The 21,523-nt window shown below is 66.0% G+C and carries 20 protein-coding genes; 9 read left to right on the top strand and 11 right to left on the bottom strand.

Features of this window, described 5'->3' with window-relative positions:
* Positions 1-10 precede the first annotated feature (10 nt).
* The 6 genes from ACFSC3_RS14290 (at position 11) to mltG (ending at position 4,441) form a co-directional block, all read left to right on the top strand.
* Positions 11-406, top strand: coding sequence for a GxxExxY protein (locus tag ACFSC3_RS14290; RefSeq protein WP_380941109.1), 396 nt, complete (start codon positions 11-13; stop codon positions 404-406).
* A 43-nt stretch (positions 407-449) separates the two neighbouring features.
* Positions 450-1,190, top strand: a complete 741-nt coding sequence (fabG, locus tag ACFSC3_RS14285; RefSeq protein ID WP_380941108.1) for a 3-oxoacyl-[acyl-carrier-protein] reductase — start codon at positions 450-452, stop codon at positions 1,188-1,190.
* Positions 1,187-1,702, top strand: a complete 516-nt coding sequence (locus tag ACFSC3_RS14280) for a hypothetical protein (protein ID WP_380941107.1) — start codon at positions 1,187-1,189, stop codon at positions 1,700-1,702. Before fabG ends, ACFSC3_RS14280 begins: the two co-directional genes overlap by 4 nt.
* An 80-nt stretch (positions 1,703-1,782) precedes the next feature.
* Positions 1,783-2,019, top strand: coding sequence for an acyl carrier protein (locus ACFSC3_RS14275; RefSeq protein ID WP_056424990.1), 237 nt, complete (start codon positions 1,783-1,785; stop codon positions 2,017-2,019).
* A gap of 114 nt (positions 2,020-2,133) precedes the next feature.
* Positions 2,134-3,393, top strand: a complete 1,260-nt coding sequence (fabF, locus tag ACFSC3_RS14270; RefSeq protein ID WP_380941106.1) for a beta-ketoacyl-ACP synthase II — start codon at positions 2,134-2,136, stop codon at positions 3,391-3,393.
* Positions 3,394-3,472: 79 nt separating this feature from the next.
* Positions 3,473-4,441, top strand: coding sequence for an endolytic transglycosylase MltG (mltG, locus tag ACFSC3_RS14265; RefSeq protein ID WP_380941105.1), 969 nt, complete (start codon positions 3,473-3,475; stop codon positions 4,439-4,441).
* A gap of 359 nt (positions 4,442-4,800) precedes the next feature.
* Here mltG and ACFSC3_RS14260 read toward each other — a convergent pair whose 3' ends face one another.
* From ACFSC3_RS14260 to ACFSC3_RS14220, 9 genes are all read right to left on the bottom strand, one after another.
* Positions 4,801-5,187 carry a hypothetical protein gene (locus ACFSC3_RS14260; protein ID WP_380941104.1) on the bottom strand — a complete coding sequence of 129 codons (387 nt, stop codon included), beginning with the start codon at positions 5,185-5,187 and terminating at the stop codon, positions 4,801-4,803.
* Entirely contained in the window at positions 5,184-5,795 is a 612-nt protein-coding gene (eda, locus tag ACFSC3_RS14255; protein WP_380941103.1) for a bifunctional 4-hydroxy-2-oxoglutarate aldolase/2-dehydro-3-deoxy-phosphogluconate aldolase, read from the bottom strand. Before eda ends, ACFSC3_RS14260 begins: the two co-directional genes overlap by 4 nt.
* A gap of 258 nt (positions 5,796-6,053) precedes the next feature.
* Entirely contained in the window at positions 6,054-7,028 is a 975-nt protein-coding gene (glk, locus tag ACFSC3_RS14250; protein ID WP_380941102.1) for a glucokinase, read from the bottom strand.
* 103 nt (positions 7,029-7,131) lie between these two features.
* Entirely contained in the window at positions 7,132-8,952 is a 1,821-nt protein-coding gene (gene edd / locus ACFSC3_RS14245; RefSeq protein WP_380941101.1) for a phosphogluconate dehydratase, read from the bottom strand.
* 119 nt (positions 8,953-9,071) lie between these two features.
* The gene (pgl, locus tag ACFSC3_RS14240; protein ID WP_380941100.1) at positions 9,072-9,779 is read right to left on the bottom strand and encodes a 6-phosphogluconolactonase; all 708 of its coding nucleotides are present in this window, start codon (positions 9,777-9,779) and stop codon (positions 9,072-9,074) included.
* A 112-nt stretch (positions 9,780-9,891) separates the two neighbouring features.
* A complete protein-coding gene (zwf, locus tag ACFSC3_RS14235) occupies positions 9,892-11,349 on the bottom strand; it encodes a glucose-6-phosphate dehydrogenase (RefSeq protein WP_380941099.1) in 1,458 nt (485 codons plus the stop codon).
* A 244-nt stretch (positions 11,350-11,593) separates the two neighbouring features.
* Positions 11,594-12,523, bottom strand: a complete 930-nt coding sequence (gene argC, locus ACFSC3_RS14230) for an N-acetyl-gamma-glutamyl-phosphate reductase (protein WP_380941098.1) — start codon at positions 12,521-12,523, stop codon at positions 11,594-11,596.
* Entirely contained in the window at positions 12,520-13,326 is an 807-nt protein-coding gene (locus ACFSC3_RS14225; protein ID WP_380941097.1) for an NlpC/P60 family protein, read from the bottom strand. The genes argC and ACFSC3_RS14225 overlap by 4 nt, the downstream gene beginning before the upstream one ends.
* Complete coding sequence (locus ACFSC3_RS14220) at positions 13,271-13,609, bottom strand: MarR family transcriptional regulator (RefSeq protein ID WP_380941470.1); 339 nt, start codon at positions 13,607-13,609, stop codon at positions 13,271-13,273. The genes ACFSC3_RS14225 and ACFSC3_RS14220 overlap by 56 nt, the downstream gene beginning before the upstream one ends.
* A 232-nt stretch (positions 13,610-13,841) precedes the next feature.
* Here ACFSC3_RS14220 and secG point away from each other — a divergent pair, with 232 nt between their 5' ends.
* The gene (gene secG / locus ACFSC3_RS14215) at positions 13,842-14,225 is read left to right on the top strand and encodes a preprotein translocase subunit SecG (RefSeq protein WP_380941096.1); all 384 of its coding nucleotides are present in this window, start codon (positions 13,842-13,844) and stop codon (positions 14,223-14,225) included.
* Between the two features lie 85 nt (positions 14,226-14,310).
* Positions 14,311-15,945 carry a CTP synthase gene (locus tag ACFSC3_RS14210; RefSeq protein WP_380941095.1) on the top strand — a complete coding sequence of 545 codons (1,635 nt, stop codon included), beginning with the start codon at positions 14,311-14,313 and terminating at the stop codon, positions 15,943-15,945.
* Positions 15,946-16,166: 221 nt separating this feature from the next.
* Here the strand turns inward: ACFSC3_RS14210 and ACFSC3_RS14205 are convergent, their stop codons facing one another.
* Positions 16,167-18,128 carry an ATP-binding protein gene (locus tag ACFSC3_RS14205; protein ID WP_380941094.1) on the bottom strand — a complete coding sequence of 654 codons (1,962 nt, stop codon included), beginning with the start codon at positions 18,126-18,128 and terminating at the stop codon, positions 16,167-16,169.
* A gap of 177 nt (positions 18,129-18,305) precedes the next feature.
* Entirely contained in the window at positions 18,306-18,773 is a 468-nt protein-coding gene (locus tag ACFSC3_RS14200; protein ID WP_380941093.1) for an Hsp20 family protein, read from the bottom strand.
* A 261-nt stretch (positions 18,774-19,034) separates the two neighbouring features.
* On the opposite strand from ACFSC3_RS14200, the gene ACFSC3_RS14195 reads away from it, so the two are divergent.
* Positions 19,035-21,509 (top strand): TonB-dependent receptor, encoded by a 2,475-nt coding sequence (locus ACFSC3_RS14195; RefSeq protein WP_380941092.1) that lies wholly within the window; start codon positions 19,035-19,037, stop codon positions 21,507-21,509.
* Positions 21,510-21,523 lie beyond the last annotated feature (14 nt).

Raw genomic sequence — 21,523 nt, 5'->3', positions numbered from 1 at the left:
AGGCGCGAAGATGATTGATCTAGAGGCGACCGCGACGGACGTTATCGACGCCGCCCTCCTGTTGCATCGTCAGATCGGGCCAGGCCTTCTCGAGAGCGTTTATGAAACTCTGCTGGCAGCTGAGTTGAACAGGCGCGAGCATCGGGTGCTTCGGCAGCAGCCGATCGACTTCACGTTCAATGGGATGCGGTTTGATGCAGCGTTCCGCGTCGATTTGATCGTCGGCCCGGGGCTGGTCGTCGAAATCAAATCAGTCGAACGGCTGACCGCGGTCCACACCAAGCAACTTCTGACCTATCTGCGATTGATGGAGCAGCCCCTAGGGCTGCTCATAAATTTCGGTGGTGAAACTCTGAGAGAAGGGCTCAAACGCGTGGTGAACACTCACAATTCCTTTGCGCCTTAGCGCCTTCTCTGAACCAATTTCCTTCTTTCTTCGAGGTAGTAAGATGTTCGACCTGACAGGCATGACCGCGCTGGTGACTGGCGCTTCGGGGGGGATCGGGTCTTCGATCGCCAAGGCGCTCGCAGCGCAGGGGGCTAGGCTGGCGGTTTCGGGATCGAATACCGACAAGCTGGAGGCGTTTCGTGCCGGGCTCGGTGGCGATCATGTGGCCGTGCCGTGCAACCTGTCCGACGCCGCTGCGGTCGACGCGTTGGTGCCGCAGGCCGTCGAGGCGCTCGGGGGGAAACTCGATATCCTCGTCAACAATGCCGGCGTGACGCGCGATAATCTGGCGATGCGGATGAAGGATGACGAATGGGATCAGGTGATCCGCGTCAATCTGGAGGCTGCCTTCCGCCTCTGCCGCGCTGCCGCCCGGCCGATGATGAAGGCGCGGTTCGGCCGGATCGTGTCGATCACCTCGGTCGTCGGCGCGACCGGCAATCCCGGGCAGGCGAACTATGCCGCGTCGAAGGCGGGGCTGGTCGGGATGTCGAAGGCGCTGGCGCAGGAACTCGCCAGCCGCGGCATTACCGTCAACTGCGTGGCGCCCGGCTTCATCCGGTCGGCAATGACCGACGTGCTGCCTGAGGCGCAGAAAACCGCGCTGCTGACCAAGATTCCCGCGGGCGACTTGGGCGCGGGAGAGGATATCGGCGCGGCGGTCGTCTATCTCGCCTCGAAGGAGGCGGGCTACGTCACCGGGCAGACGCTGCACGTCAACGGCGGGATGGCGATGCTGTGAGCGCGCTGTTGATGCTGGCCGCGCTCGCCGCGGCGGATGATGGTGCCGTCGCGCGCTGTGCCATCACCAAGACCCCCGTCGCCGAGCGCGAGGCGATGCAGGCCGCGACGATCGTCAGCGTGACGCGCGGCACGCCGCCGTCGGCCAAGGCGGACGCGTTGCTGATCAAGCTGCGGGCGCGTGCGGCCGAATGCCAGCCGGGCAGCGGTGCGGTCGATGCGCGCGCTGGCGAGATCGCGGTCGCGACCGTCGTCGTCGAGACGCTGTCGAACGCGCTCCAGAGCGGCGGGGTCGATGTGCCGGCGATCACCCGACAGTTAACCCGCACGCCACCCGCGACCCTCGACGCCTTGCTCGCGAAGAAACGGACCGCCGATGTCGACGCGCTGATGACTCGCTTGCAGGCGGCAGCAGGACCGAAGGGCACGACGCCGACCGTGTCGCGCCTGCTGGCCGGCTATGCCTTCAACGTCGCTCGGCTGGGCAAACTGTTCAAATCGACCGCAAGCTGACACCTGCCGCCCCTTGCGCGGGTGAACCCCGCGTTCTAGGTGCGTTCAGGAATTCGGATTTTCACAAGAAGGAACTGGGTATGAGCGAAACCGCCGACCGCGTGAAGAAGATCGTCGTAGAGCACCTGGGCGTCGAAGCCGACAAGGTGACCGAGGATGCGAGCTTCATCGACGATCTGGGCGCGGACAGCCTCGACATCGTCGAGCTAGTGATGGCGTTCGAGGAAGAGTTCGGGGTCGAGATCCCGGACGACGCCGCCGAGAAGATCGCCACCGTCAAGGACGCGATCACCTACATCGACGAGCACAAGGGCTGATCGCCCCTTGGCCCCGCCCGGCTTGCCCGGCGGTGCCACTCGATTTTCAGCGGCTCCCCGTCCCGGGTCCGGGGCCGGGAGCCGTTGTACGTTTGAGCTGATACGGAGAGCTGTATGCGCCGCGTAGTCGTGACCGGGCTGGGCCTGGTGACCCCGCTGGGAGCGGATGTCGAAACCGCCTGGGCCAACATCATCGCGTCGAAATCGGGCGCGGGCACGATCACGCGGTTCGATGCGACCGAATTCCAGTCGAACTATGCCTGTGAAGTGAAGCCCGCCGACCATGAATATGGTTTCGACGCGGGCAAGCGGGTGGATCACAAGATCCAGCGCCAGGTCGATCCGTTCATCGTCTATGGCATCGACGCCGCCGGCCAGGCGCTGGAAGACGCGGGCCTGACCGACATGTCCGAAGCCGAGCGCTTCCGTGCCGGCTGTTCGATCGGATCGGGCATCGGCGGCCTGCCGGGCATCGAGAGCGAATCGCTGGTTCTGGCGGCGAAGGGCCCGAAGCGCGTCTCTCCGCACTTCGTCCATGGCCGGCTGATCAACCTGATTTCCGGTCAGGTCAGCATCAAATATGGCTTGATGGGCCCGAACCATGCGGTCGTCACGGCGTGCTCGACCGGTGCGCACTCGATCGGTGACGCCGCGCGGATGATCGCGATGGACGACGCTGACGTGATGCTGGCGGGCGGCGCGGAAAGCACGATCTGCCCGATCGGGATCGCCGGTTTCGGCCAGGCGCGCGCGCTGTCGACCGGCTTCCGCGACGAACCGTGGCGGGCCAGCCGGCCCTGGGACCAGGGCCGCGACGGCTTCGTCATGGGCGAGGGCGCGGGCGTTATCGTGCTCGAGGAATATGAGCGCGCGAAGGCACGTGGCGCGAAAATCTATGCCGAAGTCATCGGTTACGGCCTGTCGGGCGACGCGTATCACGTCACCGCGCCGCATCCGGAGGGATCGGGTGCGTTCCGATCGATGGAAATGGCGATGCGCAAGTCCGGGCTCGCGCTTGAGGACATCGATTACATCAACGCGCACGGCACCTCGACCCCACTCGGTGACGAGCTCGAGCTGGGCGCGGTGCGCAAGCTGTTCGGCTCCGCGCTCGACGGGCTCAGCATGTCGTCGACCAAGTCGGCGATCGGCCACCTGCTCGGCGGCGCCGGCGCGGTCGAGAGCATCTTCTGCATCCTGGCGATGCGCGACGGGATCGTCCCACCGACGCTGAATCTCGACAACCCCAGCGAGAATTGCGTCGGCGTCGATCTGGTCCCGCACACCGCCAAGAAGCGTCCGGTGAAGGCGGTGCTGAACAATTCGTTCGGCTTCGGCGGCACCAATGCCTCGCTGGTCATGCGGGCTTTGTGATATTTTGTGCCCCGGCGCAGGCCGGGGCCGAGTTGCAAGCCGGTGGCGACTAGACCCCGGCCTTCGCCGGGGTGCGGATATGCGTAAGCTTGGTTGCCTTGGCCTGATCCTCGCCCTCGCGGCGATTGCCGGCGTGTTCCTGGTCTTCCAGAGTTGGAGCGGCGCAGGGCCGTTGCCGCACAGTACATCGGTCGAGATCGCGCAAGGTTCAACGCTCACCAGCGCCGCCGCCGATCTGGAGAAGGCCGGCGTGGTGCGGTCGGCCAGCCGTTTCCTGCTGTTCGCCAAGATTTTCGGCGGCGGCGAGCCGATCCGCGCGGGTGAGTACCGCTTTCCCGCCAAGGTCAGCCCGTCCGACGCCTTGAAGCTGATGCAGGCCGGCCGCGCGCTCCAGCGGCTCGTCACGATACCCGAAGGCTGGCCATCGGTGCTGGTGCATGAAGCTGTCATGGCCGCGCCGCAACTCGAGGGGGCGGTCGCCGTTCCCGCCGAAGGGTCGGTCCTGCCCGACAGCTACAGCTACGAACGCGGCGATACGCGGGCGTCGGTCGTCGAGCGGATGCAGGCGGCGATGACGCGCTATCTCGATGCCGCCTGGGCGAAGCGCAAGCCGACGACGGTCGCCAAGACCAAGCAGGAGGCGCTGGTCCTCGCCTCGATCGTCGAGAAGGAAACCGGCAAGCCTGAAGAGCGCCGCACTGTCGCCGCGGTCTATTCGAACCGATTGCGGATCGGCATGCCGCTTCAGGCGGACCCGACGACGATCTATCCGATCACCAAGGGTCGGCCGCTTGGACGGCGTATTCGGCGTTCGGAATTGCAGGCGAAGAACGGTTACAACACCTATGCCATGCCCGGCCTGCCGGTCGGGCCAATCGCCAATCCCGGGCGGGCGTCGATCGATGCAGTGCTTGATCCGGCACCATCGAAGGCGTTGTATTTCGTCGCTGATGGGACCGGCGGCCATGTTTTCGCCGACACGCTGGAACAGCATAACGCGAACGTGAAGAAGTGGTACGCCATCCGCCGGGCGCGGGGCGAGATGTGATGCTACGACGGCTGATCGTCGCGCTGGCGTTCGCGTCGGTGACGACGCCAGCCGCAGCCTGTACGATCGCCCTGCCCTATGCCCCGCTCTCGGCTTTACCGAAGGGGACGGAGCGTGCGTTGCTTGTCGATGTGATCGCCACGTCGTTCGGTCGAGATGGCGCTTCCGCCAAGGTGAGGGTCATCCGAAGCTCGGATCGACTCAGGCGATTGGCACGATCATCCTGGTCCCTTACGTGGTCTCGCTTTGTGCCGACCGGAGAGTGCCGGTCCGTGGCGAAAGACTGGCGGTCTATCTGGGCAAGGGAAGGGCGCTTGGCTGGGCCACGCCCGAGGAAGCGGCGACGTTCGACCGCAGTTTCAGGCCAGCAGCCAGGCTCGCGCGGTCGCCTCGTCGGTAAAGAGCCCGAAGTCGTCGTTGCTCGCCAGTCGCGTGATCTGAAGCTTCGACAGGAAGCTCGCGAAGACGAAGGCATTGCGGTCGCCGGGGCGCTTCAGCGCGAGTGCGCGGTCGCGAACATGGAGGGCAACCGATGGGGACTGAACCGATTCGATGCGGATCTGTGCGCAAACCCGCCGGAAGCGCTCCCGGCAGTCGTGATGCATCGGCAGGATCGCGACGAAGAAACGATCGACCTGCTCGGTCGTCCAGAAGCCTCGAATGGTGATATCGAACACGCCGTCGTCGGCCAGCACGGCGGTGAAGTCCCCGTCGCCGGCCGATCGATCGCCGTGGATTTCGGTCAAGGCCTGAGCGCCGAAGCCTCGCGCGCCAACCGCTCGACCTCCGCCATCGAGGCGCCCTTCGGCGTCACCCAGCTGCCGCCGACGCATCGTACCGGGCCGAAACCGAGATAGGTCGGCGCGGTTTCGGCGGTGATCCCGCCGGTCGGGCAGAACTGCGCTTCGTAGAAGGGCGCGGCGAGCGCCTTCAAAGCAGGGAGGCCGCCATTGGCTTCGGCCGGGAAGAATTTGAAATGACGCAGGCCCAGTTCGTAGCCACGCATGATGTCGCCGGCATTGGCGACGCCGGGCAGGAAGGGCACGCCGCTGCGGACGATCGCCTCGCCCAGATCAGTGGTCAGGCCCGGCGAGACGATGAATTCGCCGCCGGCGTCCATCACGCGAGCGAACTGTTCCTTCGACACGACCGTACCGGCGCCGACGATCGCGCCGGGCACCTGCTTCATCTCGCGGATGGCGTCGAGCGCGGCGGGGGTGCGCAGCGTGACTTCGAGCACCTTCAGACCGCCGGCCACCAGGGCCTCTGCGAGCGGACGGGCGGTCGCGACGTCGTCGATCACCAGCACCGGGATCACCGCGCCGGTGCGCATGATGGTTTCGATATCAGGCATGGGGTCTAAACTCCGGCAGGACGGGGATCGTGATCGCCCCCGGGAAGGCGCTGACGAGGAGCACAGCGCAGCGTGTAGCGGCGCTACACGCAAGCAAGCGACGACGTCCAGCGTCTTCCCGGGGGTGACGGCTCCGCCGCAGGCCGATTTTGCTCCAGTGCTGCGGCCTTCGTCGGTCACGATGCTGCAGCATCGCTCCACTCCTCACGTCTTGCCCTGAACCAAAATCGACTCTGTCACGACCCCGTCCTGCCGGGTTTAGACCCCGGGATGCTCCTGCGCAAAAGCGGCCGCGGCGCCGAACAGGCCGGGCTGGGGATGGGTGATCAGCTTGACGGGAATGCCCGCCATCAGGTTGCGGAAGCGGCCCTTGGCGACGAAGCGGTCGACGAAGCCCGAGCGCAGGAGATGGTCCTTCAGGCGCAGGCCCAGGCCGCCGGCGATGACGACGCCCTTCGGCCCGTGGGTCAGAGCCAGATCGCCCGCAACCGCGCCCAGCGACAGGCAGAAACGGTCGAGCGCGGCCATCGCCAGGCTGTCGCTGCCCTCCAGCGCCATCGTCCAGATCGCCTTGTCGTCGAGCCGCTGCACCGCGCGCCCCTCGATCGCTGCCAGCGTTTCGTAGATGAGGACGATGCCTGGTCCGGCGACGATCCGCTCGACGGAGACGCGGTTGAAGATGCTGCGGGCGTGGGCGAGGATCGCGTCCTCGATCCGGTCGAGCGGAGCGAAGTCGGTGTGCCCCCCCTCGGTCTCGATCACGCGATAGCCATTGCCGGGGACGCGCATGACGCCTGCGACGCCCAGGCCGGTGCCGGGACCGCAGACCGTGATCATGCCCCGCTCGGGCAACGGGCCTTCGGGGCCGCACAGATGGAGGAAGTCGCTTTCCGGTACCTGGGCGACGGCGTGGCCGACCGCGCCGAAATCATTGACCAGCGTCCAGGTGTCGACGAGCAACCGTTCGTTGATGAGCGCAGGGCGGATGATCCACGGATTGTTGCTCAGCCGGATCATGTCGCCCCCGACGGGTGCGGCGACCGCGATCGCGGCGGCCCGGGGCAGGGTGCCACCCTGCATCTCGGCATAGGCCTCCCAAGCGAGTTGGAGGCTGCCGTGCTCGGCGGTCTTCATCGTCGTCGGTTCGCCCAGCGATACGACGCGGCCGCCCTCGACCTCCGCGATGGCGAAGCGGGCGTGGGTTCCTCCGATATCGACCGATACGACTTGCACTCTGCTCTCCTCCGTCATCCCGGGCTCGACCCGGGATCCAGGGCCAAGGGCTATAATCTTGTTTGGCTCTGGATGCCGGATCAAGTCCGGCATGACGAGGGTATCAGAACCCGCCGGCCGCCAGCATGGCCGATCCGCCCTCTTCGGCGGTCGAGCAGCCCTGGCGCATCAGCGCGAACAGCTCGCGACCCGTACCCATCGCGGGTGGCGGCGCCTCGGCGGGCGTGCGCGCGGCCCATTCGGCGGCGTCGACCAACGCTTCGAGCACACCGGCATCGGCATCCAGTCGCACCACGTCGCCGTCGCGCAGCTTCGCGATCGGACCGTCGGCCAAAGCTTCCGGCGAGAGGTGGATCGCCGCCGGCACCTTGCCGCTGGCGCCCGACATGCGGCCGTCGGTGACCAAGGCAACGCGGTGGCCGCGGTTCTGGAGCACGCCGAGCGGCGGGGTCAGCTTGTGCAATTCCGGCATGCCGTTGGCGCGCGGTCCCTGAAAGCGGACGACGACGATGACGTCGCGGTCGAGCTCGCCGGCTTTGAAGGCGTCCTGAACCTGTTGCTGATCGGAAAAGACGCGGCAGGGTGCTTCGATGATCCAGCGGTCGCGCTCGACCGCCGACACCTTGATGCAAGCGCGGCCGAGATTGCCCGACAGGATGCGGAAGCCGCCTTCGGCCGAGAAGGGCGTATCGACCGGCCGCAGGATCGTGTCGTCACCCGAAGCCTCCGGAAGGTCGCGCCAGACGAGCGTGTCACCGTCCATGTCGGGCTTGCGGCCATAATCCGCCATCTCGCCCGCGACGGTCAGGATGTCGCCGTGAAGCAGGCCGCCCTTCAGCAGCTCGCGGATGGTGTAGGCCGTGCCGCCGGCATCCTCGAACCCGTTCACGTCCGCCGCACCGTTGGGATAGACGCGGGCGAGCAGGGGCACGACGCTGGAGAGGCGGTCGAAATCTTCCCAGTCGATGACGATTCCGGCACACCGCGCGATCGCGGGCAGGTGGATCAGGTGATTGGTCGAACCGCCCGTCGCCAGCAGTGCGATTGCGGCGTTGACGATCGCCTTTTCATCGACGCATCGGCCGATCGGGCGGTAATCGCCGCCGTCCCAGCCGATCTTCGCCAGCCGGTGGACCGCCGCGCGGGTCAGTTCCTGGCGCAGCTTCGTGCCTGGATTGGCGAAGGCCGCGGCGGGCACGTGCAGGCCCATCGCCTCGACCATCATCTGGTTCGAGTTCGCCGTGCCGTAGAAGGTGCAGGTGCCCTTGCCGTGATAGGCCGCGATTTCGGAATCGAGCAGTTCCTCGCGATCCGCCTTGCCCTCGGCAAACCGCTCCCGGACGGCGGCTTTTTCCTTGTTCGAGATGCCCGAACGCATCGGCCCGCCGGGGATGAGGACCATCGGCAAGTGGCCGAAGCGCAGCGCCCCCATCAGCAGGCCCGGCACGATCTTGTCGCAGATGCCGAGCAGTGCGGCGCCCTCGAACATTCCGTGGCTCAGCGCGATCGCAGTCGACAGCGCGATCGTGTCGCGGCTGAACAGCGATAGTTCCATGCCCGCGAAGCCCTGCGTCACCCCGTCGCACATTGCGGGCACGCCACCCGCGACCTGCGCGGTCACGCCCGCCTCGCGCGCCCAGACCTTCATCTGCTCCGGGTAGCGGTAATAGGGCGCATGGGCCGACAGCATGTCGTTGTAGGCGGTGACGATGCCGATGTTCATCGATTGACCGCGGCGCATGTCGTCGCGCTGTTCCTCGGTCCCGGCATAGCCGTGGGCGAGATTGGCGCAGCCGAGGCGCGGCCGGTCGACCCCACCCTCACGCTCGCTGGCGATCAGCGCGAGATAGGCGGCGCGCTTCTCGCGCGAGCGGTTGATAATGCGGTCGGTGACGGCAGCGACTTGGGGGTGGAGGTTCGGCATAAGCAAATTCCGGTTGTCACCCTCACCCTTCCGGCGCTTTGCGCCTCCCTCCCTCTCCCGTCGGGAGAGGGAAGGGGCCCGCTCGCGCCAGCGAGTGGGAAGGGTGAGGGTGACTTAGTTCACGGCGCCCAGTGGATATCGACGGGCAATTCTACATCCGCGAGAATACGTCCGATTGGATAGGGCGACGACTGCCCCTCCTTCACCGCATCCTCGATAACCTGACGCTTCGCGTCACCCGTCACCGCGATCATCATCGCGCGGGCCGAGGTCAGCGCCGCCTTGCTGAGCGTCACGCGGGCCACCGGCGCCTCGGGCGGCAGCGGATCGGGCATGACGCCCAGCGCGCGGCGCTCCTTGGGGCCATTCAGCGCTTCGTCGAAATCGGGGCCGGGGAAGATCGATGCGGCATGGCCATCGCCGCCGACACCCAGCAGAACGAGATCGAGCGGCCAGTGCAGGTCCTGAAGCAACGCATCAGCCGCGCGGCCGGCCGCCTTGTAGTCGGGAGCGGTCGCGGACACGAGCGGGATCACCCGCGCCCCCTTGGGCAGGAACGCCTTGCCGATCGCGGTGACGTTCGACAGCGCATCGCCCAGCGGCACGATGCGTTCGTCGCCGGGAATGATCGTGACACGCTTCCAGTCGATCTTGGCCTTGGCGAGCTTCTCGTAGATCGGCAGCGGGGTCTTACCGCCGGCCAGCGCGATCACCGCCGCGCCGCGGGCATCGATCGCGCTTTCGATGATGAAGCCGATATCGCCCGCCACCGCGTCGGCCATCTCGGCCGCGTCGTCATAATCCCACCATTCGATTTCGGTCGTCATGTCAGTCCTAACTCAATTTCGTCATGCCGGACTTGATCCGGCATCCAGGGTCACGAACCGATCGCTTGCGGCCCTGGATCCCGGGTCGAGCCCGGGATGACGGCAGAAATTCCTATTCCGTCCACGTCACCCCGTCCCGCTCGGTCAGCGCGATCCCGGCCGACGGCCCCCAGCTACCGCTCGGATAGGGCTTGGGCTTCACGTCGTTCGTCTCCCAGCCGGCGCGGATCGTGTCGATCCAGCGCCACTGGGCCTCCACTTCGTCGCGGCGGACGAACAGCGTCGGATCGCCCTCGATCAGGTCGAGCAGCAGGCGTTCGTACGCGATGCGGCGGCGGGTGCCGGCGAATTCGGTGTCGAGGCTGAGGTTCAGTGGAACCTCGCGCAGGCGGATGCCCTCGCGGTCGAGGCCGGGCTGCTTCGCCATCACCAGCAGGCGGACATATTCCTCCGGCTGGAGGCGGATGACCAGGGTATTGGGCTGCAACTGTCCGCCGCGGTCGGCGAAGATCGAGTGCGGCACCGGCTTGAACTGGATCGCGATCTCGCTCTGCCGCGCGGGCAGTCGCTTGCCGGTGCGCAGGTAGAAGGGCACGCCCTGCCAGCGCCAGTTGTCGACATGCGCCTTGATCGCGACGAAGGTTTCGGTCGAGGACGGCTTGCCGAGCTCGTCGGCATAGGACTTCACGACCTTCTCGCCGACCGCACCCGCACCGTACTGACCGGTGACGGTCAGGTGCCCGGCGTTCTTCGGCTCGATCGGTCGGAGCGAGCGGAGCACCTTCACCTTCTCGTCGCGGATCGAGGTGCCGTCGAACCGGGCAGGGGGCTCCATCGCGATCAGCGCGACGAGTTGCAGGATATGGTTCTGGACCATGTCGCGCAGCGCACCCGCGCCCTCGTAATAGCCGGCGCGATCCTCCAGCCCGACCGTTTCGGCGATGGTGATCTGGACGTGGTCGATCCCGCGCGCGTTCCACACCGGCTCGAACAGCGAATTGCCGAAGCGCAGCGCCAGGATGTTCTGGACGGTTTCCTTGCCCAGATAATGGTCGATGCGGAACGTGCGCTCTTCCGGGAAGGCGGCGGCGACGGCGTCGTTGATTTCGCAGGACGAGGCGAGGTCGTGGCCAAGCGGCTTTTCCAGGCTGATCCGCACCGTCTCGCCGGCGAGACCCGCCGATTCAAGACCCTTGATCGTGGGCTCGAACAGCGACGGCGCGGTCGAAAGGAAGATGGCGAGGCCGCCCGAAATATCACCGATCTTATCGGCCAGCGCCGGAAAACCATCGGTCTTCGACGCGTCGAGCGGCTGATATTGGATGCGGTCGAGGAAGGACGCGATCTGGCTGGCGTCCTTGCGGTCGGCGGGCAGGAACTCGTCGAGCGCAGCCGCAGCGAATTCGCGGAAGCCGGCATCGTCATAGTCCGACCGGGAAGTGCCGGTGATCGTCAGCGCGGGCGGGAGCAGCTTGTCCGCGTGCAGGCCGAACAGCGACGGGATCAACATCCGCCGCGACAGATCCCCCGTCGCTCCGAACAGCAGCAGCTTGCCAACGGCTCCGGTCACTCGTGCGCCCCCCCAAAGAATGCGGCCCCTCCCTAGCGGCAACGGGGCAGGGGGCAAGGCTCCGGCGGCCAAGAAATCGTATGTGGGGGTGAAACGACCGTCTGCAGCGGTGTGGGCAAGGCGGGACGCCCTCCCCTGTTCGCCCCGAGCTTGTCGAAGGGCCGCCTTTCTTCGCGCCTCAGGCGATCGAGCCCGAAGAAAAGACCAGCCCTTCGTCACGTTCGATACGAACGGCTTGCTGTCTCTAAAGCACCAATCCCGCAGCCGGTTCGAATCCGGCCATGACGTTCAGGTTCTGCACCGCCGCACCCGCCGCCCCCTTGCCGAGGTTGTCGAGCGTCGCGATCAGCCGGGCGTGGCCGCGGTCGGCATTGCCGGTGACGCGCAGGGTCAGGCGATCGGTGCCGGCGTCGTCCTCGATCCGTACGAGAGAGGCGCCGTCGTCGACCACGCGGACGATGCGGCTGCCCTCATAAGCCGCCGACAGCGTATCGCGCAGCGCGTCGGGGCTGGGCCGGCGGGGCAGGGTGTGGAGCGCGATCGGCACCTCGACCACCATGCCGCGATAGGTTCGCGCGACCGAGGGCGCGAAGATCGGTGGATGCTCGAGTCGCGCGTGCCGCTGCATTTCGGGCACGTGCTTGTGTTCGAGCGACAGAGCATAGCCGCGCCACGCCGTCGTATCGACGCCGCCCTCGAAGTCCTCGATCATCTGGCGACCGCCGCCTGAATAGCCGGAGACGGCGTTGACCGTAAGCGCACCATCGGCGGGGATCAGGCCGGCCCGGACCAACGGGCGGACGAGCGCGAGAAAGCCGGTCGGGTAGCAGCCGGGATTGGTGACCCGCGGCGCCTCCGCAATCAGCGCGGCCTGGCTCGGCTCCAGTTCGGGGAAGCCATATGTCCAGCCGTCGGCGGTCCGATGCGCGGTGGAGGCGTCGATCACGCGGGTGCGCGGATTGTCGATCAGCGCGACGCTCTCACGTGCGGCGTCGTCGGGCAGGCACAGGATGACGAAGTCGGCGTCGTTCAGCGCCGCCCGCTTGGCGGCGGCGTCCTTGCGCAGGTCGCCGTCGAGCGTCAGCAGCTCGATCTCGGGCCGACCGCTCAGCCGTTCACGGATTTCGAGGCCGGTGGTGCCGACCGCCCCGTCGATGAAGACCGAGCGCCTCACGGCAGCCGCCGCCGCGTTACGATATCACCCAGATCAGCGATCCCAACCCGCGAGACGCCGGCTTCGCCGACATGGATCGCGTGACCTTCGTCGACCGCGATCGCGACGTCACTCTCCGTAAACAGAAGATCGCCGCGGAGGATCGGCGCGCTGTCGGCGACCGCGTGGCCTAGGTCGCGCTGCTGGATGTCGACGAAGCGCGCGACCTTCAGGCCGGTTAGCGACAGTACGAGCGAGACTAGCCCGCCGCCATCGACCCCGGCGCTCGACCGGCCGGCGGCGACCGCCGGGGTTCCGACCAGCGACTCGGCAAGCGCGACGAAATCCTTGGCCGGTGCATCGAGTGGGCGGATCGTCGATGCGTCGAAGGTCGCGGCCTCCTCGGCGGTCAGCCGCGAGCCGACCGGCAATGCCGCTCCGGCGCCGCACACGACATGGGTGACCGCGACCGGTACGTCGAGCGCATCGGCTGCGACGAAGCCCACCGTCCCGTCGACCCCGCCGACGCCCCAGGCCAGCCCGTGCGACATCTCGAGGACGTCGAACGATTCGCCACGCAGGATTTCGGAGATTGCCGGGCCGCCATGCGCGGCGAGGATCGGCGCCTGCCGCGTCGCGCTACGCTGGACCGCGGCGGCATAATGTGGGGCGAACACGCGATCCGCGAGCCGCACGTCGGCGAGGTCGCCGCGCGCTGCCTCCACCCGGCCATCGACCTTGTGGCTGCGCCCGGTGAGCGCGAACCGCTTACGCGTGCGCGGGCTGGCGCTGGGCGGCGCCGAAGCTGGCCGGTGTTCCGTCACCGGAGAGGAAATGCCCGAATTCTGCAAGAAAGTCTGCCCCCTTAGGCGTGCGCGCGACGAAGATGTTACGCTTGTCGGTGTCGTCACGCTGGCGGCGCAGATAGCCGAGAGCACCCAGGCGATTCAAGGCACGCGTAACGACCGGTTTCGAGACATTGAGCGCACGCGCCAGTCCACGCACCGTATGGGGGCCTTTTTCCAGATAGACGAGCATCAACAGCGCCATCTGGCGGTTGGTCAGATCCGGTTCGCCCGAACGCACGTAATCGACCAGCGTGTGCATCCAGGTGAACAGCGACTTTTCGGAGATTGCGTTCACGATTTCGGGTCCGCTTCTTACCGTTGCGAGCCCGTCACGGCGGGCGGTCTTGCAGCATTAACGCGAGGATAAGCCTAGGGTTTCAGTGCGTTCGCGAAATGTTTGCGGGTGCGTAGGCCGGGGTGCGGTTGATCGCGGCGGCGCCGTCGCCTATGTGCGCGGCCAGTCCACCCCAAATGATCGGTTTCGCAGTCTCATGTTCACCTTCCTGCTTGTCGTCCAGGCGATCATCGCCGCGCTGCTCGTGACGGTGATCCTGATGCAGAAGTCGGAAGGCGGCGGGCTGACCACCGGCGGCAGCCCGTCGGGCCTGATGTCGGCGCGCGGCGCAGCCGATTTCCTGACGCGGATGACGGCGATTCTCGCGGGCCTGTTCATCGTCATGTCGATCGGCCTGGCGTTCCTGGCGGCGGCCAACCGGACCTCGACGGTCGACACCAGCCTGGCGCGCACCGCCCCGGCGCCGCAGCAGGCACCGGCCACGACCGGCGACCAGGACGCGCTGAAGGCGGCGGCCGACGCGGCTGCACAGAATGCCGTGGCGCCGGCCAACGGCAGCGGCGTTCCGCTCCAGCAGTAATCGCACACGCATTACCGCTTTCACGCCAAGCGCGGCACTTCCGCGCTTGCCCAACACGCATGTTCAAGGTTAGGCGCATCCTCCCATGGCGCGGTATATCTTCATCACCGGCGGCGTGGTTTCGTCGCTCGGCAAAGGCCTCATGGCGGCCTCTCTTGCAGCTCTGTTGCAGGCACGCGGCTACCGCGTCCGCATCCGCAAGTTCGATCCCTATCTGAACGTCGATCCGGGCACGATGAGCCCGTATCAGCACGGCGAGGTGTACGTGACCGACGACGGGGCGGAAACCGACCTCGACCTCGGCCACTATGAGCGCTTCACCGGCGTACCGAGTCGCCAGAGCGACAACATCACGTCCGGGCGCATCTATCAGACGATCATCGCCAAGGAGCGCCGCGGCGATTATCTTGGCGCGACGGTGCAGGTGATCCCGCACGTCACCGACGCGATCAAGGAATTTGCCCGCGCCGAAACCGAGGATCTTGATTTCGTCCTGTGCGAGATCGGCGGGACGGTCGGCGACATCGAATCGCTGCCGTTCATGGAGGCGATTCGTCAGCTCAGGAACGACATCGGCCGGCAGAACACCTGCTTCGTCCACCTGACGCTCGTGCCCTACATTGCCGCTGCGGGCGAATTGAAGACCAAGCCGACCCAGCACAGCGTCCGCGACATGACCGCGCTGGGCATTCAGCCCGACGTGCTGGTGTGCCGCTGCGAACGCCCCCTGCCCGCCAGCGAGCGCGCCAAGATCGCCCTGTTCTGCAACGTGCCGCCCAGCCACGTCATCCCCGCGCTCGACGCCAAGTCGATCTACGGCGTGCCGCTGCAATATCATGCCGAGGGTCTCGATCACGCCGTGCTCGACAGCTTCGGCCTCCCTTCTGATGGCTCGCCGGACCTCACCCGCTGGGACGACATCATCGACCGGCTGACCAACGTCGAAGGCGAAGTGTCGATCGGCGTGGTCGGCAAATATGTCGGCCTGCAGGACGCGTACAAGTCGCTGCACGAGGCGCTGGTCCATGGCGGCATCGCCAACCGGGTGAAGGTCAACATCCGTTGGCTAGACGCCGAACTGTTCGAGCAGGCCCCCGACGACATCGCTGCGACGCTGGAGCCGCTCCACGCGATCCTCGTCCCCGGCGGCTTCGGCGAACGCGGGTCGGAGGGCAAGATCGCCGCCGTCCGCTTCGCCCGCGAGCGCAAGGTGCCCTATTTCGGCATCTGCCTCGGCATGCAGATGGCCTGTATCGAAGGCGCGCGGAACACCGCCGGCATTGCGGAAGCATCCACCACCGAATTCGGCCCGACGTCGGAGCCGGTCGTCGGCCTCATCACCGAATGGATGACCGCCGAAGGCCTCCAGCAGCGCCAGGAAGGCGGCGACTTGGGCGGAACGATGCGACTCGGCGCCTATGACGCATCACTGGCCGGCAACAGTCATGTCGCGAGCATCTACGGCGATCAGGCGATCAGCGAGCGCCACCGCCACCGCTATGAAGTGAACGTCCATTACAAGGACGCGCTGGAGGCCGGCGGCCTGCGCTTCTCCGGCATGTCACCCGACGGCGCGCTGCCCGAGATCGTCGAACGGCCCGACCATCCGTGGTTCGTCGGCGTGCAGTTCCACCCGGAGCTCAAGTCGAAGCCGTTCGAACCGCATCCGCTGTTCGCGAGCTTTATTGCAGCGGCGGTGCGGCAGAGCCGGTTGGTCTGAGGTTGCATCAAAGCCGTCCAGCTTAGGACGGCGCGACCTTTAGAATGGGATCCAGCTAAGCTGACCCGCCCTGTGCTCCGGCGGAGGCCGGGGCGTTGGCGATCGCTAGGGCTTTGGTGGCCAAGGCTCCGGCCTTCGCCGGAGCACGAAACGGGTTTCGGCTAACCGAATCGCAGTATAGCGCTTAGTGATCTAGCAAGCTCAACGCGAACGTTGGTGACTCAACCTCGCAGCATCCGATCAACGCGCCCGGCGAGATCGTCGACGGAGAAGGGCTTGGTCAGGATTTCCATGCCCGGCTCGACATGGCCGTGGTTCAGCGCCGCATTCTCGGCATAGCCGGTGATGAACATCACCTTGAGATCCGGCCGCTGCGCCCGGGCGGCGTCCGCGACCTGGCGACCGTTGAGGCCACCCGGCAGGCCGACATCGGTAATGAGCAGGTCGACGTGCGGCGTTGTCTCCAGCAGTCTCAGCCCCGCAGCACCGTCGGCCGCTTCCAGCACGCTGTAGCCGAGGTCGGTCAGGGCATCGACGACGATCATCCGCACCATCTGTTCGTCGTCGACCACCAGTACCGTCGTCACGCCGGTCGCGCGGGCCGGGGCGGGGCGCCCCACCGTCACGTCCAGCGGCGCGTCGCCCCCATGTTGCGGGAGGTACAGCGACACCGACGTGCCATTTCCGACCTGCGAATGGATACGGACGTGGCCGTGACTCTGCTTGGCGAAGCCGTAGACCATCGACAGGCCGAGACCGGTGCCTTCGCCCATCGGCTTGGTGGTGAAGAAGGGGTCGAAGACGCGTTCCAGCGTCTCCTTGTCGATGCCGGTTCCCGTGTCGCTGACGCTGACCTTCACATAGTCGCCCGGCAGCATGCCCAAAGTCGCGGCGACCTGACTGTCGACGGTGACGTTGGTCGTCTCGATCGTCAGCCTGCCACCATCGGGCATCGCATCGCGCGCGTTGATGCACAGATTGAGCAACGCATTTTCCAGCTGGTTCGCATCGACCATCGTCGCTGACAAATCGTCCGCGCCGACGGTTTCGACCGCGATGCCGGGACCTACCGTGCGCCGGACCAGTTCGACGAGATCGGGGAGCAGGCGGTTGATCAGGATCGGCTTTGGACTGAGCGTCTGACGGCGGGAAAAGGCCAGCAGGCGATGGGTCAGGGCGGCGGCGCGCCGTGTCGCACCCAGGCCGGCGGTCAGATATTTTTCGACATCGGCCTGACGTCCTTGCGACAGGCGGAGCGCGATCATCTCGAACGCACCCGATATTCCGGCCAACAGGTTGTTGAAGTCATGGGCGAGACCACCGGTCAGCTGGCCGACCGCTTCCATCTTCTGCGCCTGGCGCAGCGCCTCTTCCGCGTCGCGAAGGCGCTCCTGCTCGGACAGGCGTTCGGTGACGTCATAAACGAACTGATAGGCACCGCTGATCTCGCCGCCTTCATCGCGCAGCACGCCAAAGCGCATCTCGTACCATCGTCGCGCCAGCGTCGGATCACCGAATTCGGCGACTTCGGTGAAGGCTTCACCCGCCAGCGCGCGGCTCCAGACGGCCTCGACGGCGGCGCGATGGTCGGGCTTGTCGGCCAGCAGATCGAGCATCGAAAGGCCGATCCGCGGGCGGGTACCGAAGATCCGTTCGAATTCGTCCGCCGCGGCGTGATTGATGGCGAGCCAGCGAAGGTCGCGGTCGGCGACCTGCACGAAGGCAGCCGTGCCTTCAACGACGTCCGCCAGCACGCGCCGTTCCGAGAGCGCAGATGCCACGCGTGCTTCGAGCTCACGTTCGGATGCGCGACGATTGGTGATGTTCTTGAACAGCACCGCGACCTGGCGATTCTGCGCCGGTTCGACGCGAAAGGCCGACAATTCGAACAGATTGCCGGTTGCGGCGAATTCCTGCTCGAACCGGATTTGCCGGCCGGTTTCGAGGACAGGGCGGAAGCGCGCGATCCAGCTATCGGCTTCCTCCGGCACCATCTCTCGCACGCGCAAACCCACCGCATTGGGTATTCCGGCCTGTTGCGTATAAGCGGCGTTGGCCGCGATATGGACATAGTCGCTCAACGGCCCGCATGGGCCGTCGATGAACTCGATCACGCAGAACCCTTCGTCCATCTGGTCGAAAAGCGCGCGGAATCGATTGTCGCTCAGTATCCCCGCTGGCATCGCCGCCAGCGTAGCAGCGGTGTGTTCGCAGAACTATTTGAATTTTTGATTGGTACGCAAGCGTTTCGACCGGAATGGTGCGAAACGAAAGGCAAAGCGCCCGGATCGAAAATCGGTCCGGGCGCCCTCTTCGCGGCGCTGAAAGGGAGCACAGCGCCACTAGCTTGTCGGCCGGCGTTATGCGGCCTTGGCCTCGATCGCAGGAACGTCTTCCACGGTCGATCCGCTGCCGATCGCGACCTTCTTGGGTTTCATCGCCTCGGGCACTTCACGAACCAGCGAGATGACTAGCAGGCCGTCCTTCAGGTCGGCATCCACCACGCGGATGAAGTCGGCGAGCTCGAACCGACGCTCGAAGCTGCGGTTGGCGATGCCCAAGTGAAGCATCTGTGCCGCATTGTCCTGCGCCTCGCTCTTCTTGCCCGCGACGACCAGCAGGTTCTGCTGCGCGGTGATGTCGAGTTCATCCGGACGAAAGCCCGCGACCGCCAGCGTGATGCGGTAGCGATCCTCAGCCACGCGCTCGAGATTGAACGGCGGATAATTCTCGGCCGGCGCGCTCCGGGTGCCCTGTTCGAGCATGTCGAACAGCCGGTCGAAGCCGATGGTGGAGCGGCGGTAAGGGGTAAAATCGATCTGACGCATGGGTTCAAAGCCTCCAAATATGAGCGTTCTGAAACGTCGCATCCGAGTGCCCGCTTGTGCGCGACATCGGAGTCGCCGCGGCCCGTTTCGCGGCGCCGCGTGGCGCATATTTGGAATGAGAAATCGGGGTTTCAAGAGGGGCTAAGTCACTGAGAACGTGCAAGGCGTAGTGCAGCTTTCGCAGCCGATATTCCTTCTTTGTATAAAGTCCCATCCGATAGGTGGGAATAAGGGGGAAACCATCAAAAAGGGGCCTGCCACATGCCGACCATCCTGCCACTTGCACTGATCCTCCAGACGACCACTGCCGTCCCGCCGCCATCGGTCGTCGTCCAGGGCACGCCCGCGACTCAGGTCATGCCGGGCGATCCGCAGCGGACCGAGGAGGACGTCCAGCGTAGTTCGGTCGCTTCAGATATCGTCGTCACCGCGCGGCGCCGCGAAGAGCGCGCGCAGAATGTGCCGATCGCACTGTCGGTCGTCGGCGTGAAGGAGATAGACGACACTGGCAGCTTCAACGTGGCACGGCTCCAGCAGCTTCAGCCGACGCTGCAATTCTACTCGACCAACCCGCGCAACTCGTCGGTCAACATTCGCGGCCTCGGTGCGCCGCTCGGCCTGACCAACGACGGGATCGACCAGGGCGTCGGCGTCTATATCGACCAAGTCTATTTGAGCCGCGTGGCGGCGGCGACGCTCGACTTCCTCGACGTGCAGCAGGTGGAGACGCTGCGCGGGCCGCAGGGGACGCTGTACGGCAAGAACACCGTCGCCGGCGCGATCAACATTACCAGCCGCGCGCCGAGCTTCGACTTCGAGGGGCGGGCGGAGGTGTCCGCCGGCAATCTGGACTTCAAGCAGGCGAAGGCGTCGATCTCCGGCCCGCTGGGCGACCGCGTCGCGGCGCGACTGGGACTGGCGACGACCAGCCGGCGCGGAACCGTCTTCAACGTTCGCAGTGGCACCTATGTCAACGAGCAGGACAATCTGGGCGTCCGCGGCGCACTGCTGTTCCGCGCGAGCGACAGCCTCGATTTCACGCTGAGCGGCGACTACTCGCGCCAGAACCCCGAATGCTGCGCGCAGATCTTCGTGCGGGTCGGGAACACGCAGCGCCCGCTCAATCGCCAGTTCGACGCGCTGGCGCGGGCGCAGGGCTATGAGCCGGTCAGCCGCAATCCGTTCGATCGGCTGACTGATCTGGATGCTGAACTCAACGCGAAGAACGTGCTGGGCGGCGCGTCGCTACGCGGCGAATTGGAAACGGGGGCGGGGCGGCTGACGTCGATCACCGCCTGGCGATTCTGGGACTGGCTGCCGGCCAACGACCGCGACTTCACCGGCCTGCCGATCACGACGCTGTCGCAGAACCCGACGCATCAGGACCAATATACGCAGGAATTCCGCTTCGCCGGCGACGGCAAGGGCTTCGACTATGTCGTCGGCCTGTTCGGCTTCTACCAGGACATCCACACGACCGGCGTCCAGCGCCAGGGGTCGGCGGCGAGCCGCTGGCTGATTAACCCGTCGACCCGCGATACGTCGGTAGCGGGATCGCCGTTCTTGGCGAACGATCCGAGCGTGCTGGACGGGCTGACCGCGAACAACGACATCCGCCTGAAGAATTTCAGCGGCGCGCTGTTCGGCAAGTTCAACTGGCGCATCGACGACCGCTTCACCCTGTCGCCGGGCTTCCGGGTGAACTACGACGACAAGGTCGGCAGCTACGTCAGCATCGTGCGCGACGCGCAGGGCAATCTGGTCCCTTATTCCGGCGGCACCGCACGGCAGGCGGCGCAGCGCGACGCGATCCAGCCGCAGGCGTTCACCGACGAGGCCTATCGCGCCTGGAACGTCTCATACGACCTGACCGGGTCGTACAAGCCGGCGCAGGACGTGTTGCTCTATGCGACCTATGCGCACAGCTTCAAATCGGGCGGGCTGAACCTGAACGGCGTGCCGGTGGTCAACGGTGTGGTTCAGACCCAACTCGCGCAGATCGCGCCGGAGAAGGTCGACCATTTCGAAGCCGGCGTGAAGTCGCAGTTCTGGGATCGCCGCGCGACGCTGAACGTCACCGGCTTCTGGACGACGATCCGCGATTATCAGGCGATCGTGAACAACCAGTCTACCTCGACGCTGCGCGGCTATCTCGCCAACGCCGGCAAGGTCCGGGTGCGCGGGATCGAGGCGGACTTCTCGATCCGTCCCTCCGATCGCCTGACCGCCTACCTCAACGGCGCGTTCAACGATGCACGCTACCTCGATTTCAAGAATGCGCCGTGCCCGCCCGAACTGTCGGGCGGCGGCAGCGGCACGCCGATCGGCGCGCCGGGTGCGCCGGGAACGAACAGCCCGATCGTGTGCGATATCTCGGGCCAGCGCCTGCCGGGCGTGTCGAAATGGGCGTTCTCGTACGGCGGCGAGTATAATCTGCCGGCGCGGTTGTTCGGGCTCGACGGGCAGACCTATGTCGGGGTGGACGCGAGTACGCGGACGACATTCTCGTCGAATGCCTCGCGGTCGATCTACACCGACATCGACGGCTATACGCTGACCAATCTGCGCGCCGGGTTCCGGAGTACGAACGGATTCAATGTGTTCGGCTGGGTGCGGAATGTGTTCGATACGCGTTATTATGAGGTGTTGGCGACGACGCCGGGGAATACCGGGCTGATCGCGGGGAATGTGGGCGATCCACAAACTTATGGAATCACCTTAGGCAAGAGCTTTTAACGTCTGCCCCATTC

Source organism: Sphingomonas floccifaciens, from assembly GCF_042681125.1.
Taxonomy (GTDB): Bacteria; Pseudomonadota; Alphaproteobacteria; order Sphingomonadales; family Sphingomonadaceae; genus Sphingomonas; species Sphingomonas floccifaciens.
Note: the sequence above shows the minus strand (reverse complement) of the source record. Positions and strands in the feature narration are given on the sequence as shown.

Coding starts and splice junctions, on each gene's coding strand:
- ACFSC3_RS14290 (WP_380941109.1), top strand. CDS start 11: ATGATTGATCTAGAGGCGACCGCGACGGACGTTATCGACGCCGCCCTC.
- fabG (WP_380941108.1), top strand. CDS start 450: ATGTTCGACCTGACAGGCATGACCGCGCTGGTGACTGGCGCTTCGGGG.
- ACFSC3_RS14275 (WP_056424990.1), top strand. CDS start 1,783: ATGAGCGAAACCGCCGACCGCGTGAAGAAGATCGTCGTAGAGCACCTG.
- fabF (WP_380941106.1), top strand. CDS start 2,134: ATGCGCCGCGTAGTCGTGACCGGGCTGGGCCTGGTGACCCCGCTGGGA.
- mltG (WP_380941105.1), top strand. CDS start 3,473: ATGCGTAAGCTTGGTTGCCTTGGCCTGATCCTCGCCCTCGCGGCGATT.
- eda (WP_380941103.1), bottom strand. CDS start 5,795: ATGCCTGATATCGAAACCATCATGCGCACCGGCGCGGTGATCCCGGTG.
- edd (WP_380941101.1), bottom strand. CDS start 8,952: ATGCCGAACCTCCACCCCCAAGTCGCTGCCGTCACCGACCGCATTATC.
- pgl (WP_380941100.1), bottom strand. CDS start 9,779: ATGACGACCGAAATCGAATGGTGGGATTATGACGACGCGGCCGAGATG.
- ACFSC3_RS14220 (WP_380941470.1), bottom strand. CDS start 13,609: ATGCACACGCTGGTCGATTACGTGCGTTCGGGCGAACCGGATCTGACC.
- secG (WP_380941096.1), top strand. CDS start 13,842: ATGTTCACCTTCCTGCTTGTCGTCCAGGCGATCATCGCCGCGCTGCTC.
- ACFSC3_RS14210 (WP_380941095.1), top strand. CDS start 14,311: ATGGCGCGGTATATCTTCATCACCGGCGGCGTGGTTTCGTCGCTCGGC.
- ACFSC3_RS14205 (WP_380941094.1), bottom strand. CDS start 18,128: ATGCCAGCGGGGATACTGAGCGACAATCGATTCCGCGCGCTTTTCGAC.
- ACFSC3_RS14200 (WP_380941093.1), bottom strand. CDS start 18,773: ATGCGTCAGATCGATTTTACCCCTTACCGCCGCTCCACCATCGGCTTC.
- ACFSC3_RS14195 (WP_380941092.1), top strand. CDS start 19,035: ATGCCGACCATCCTGCCACTTGCACTGATCCTCCAGACGACCACTGCC.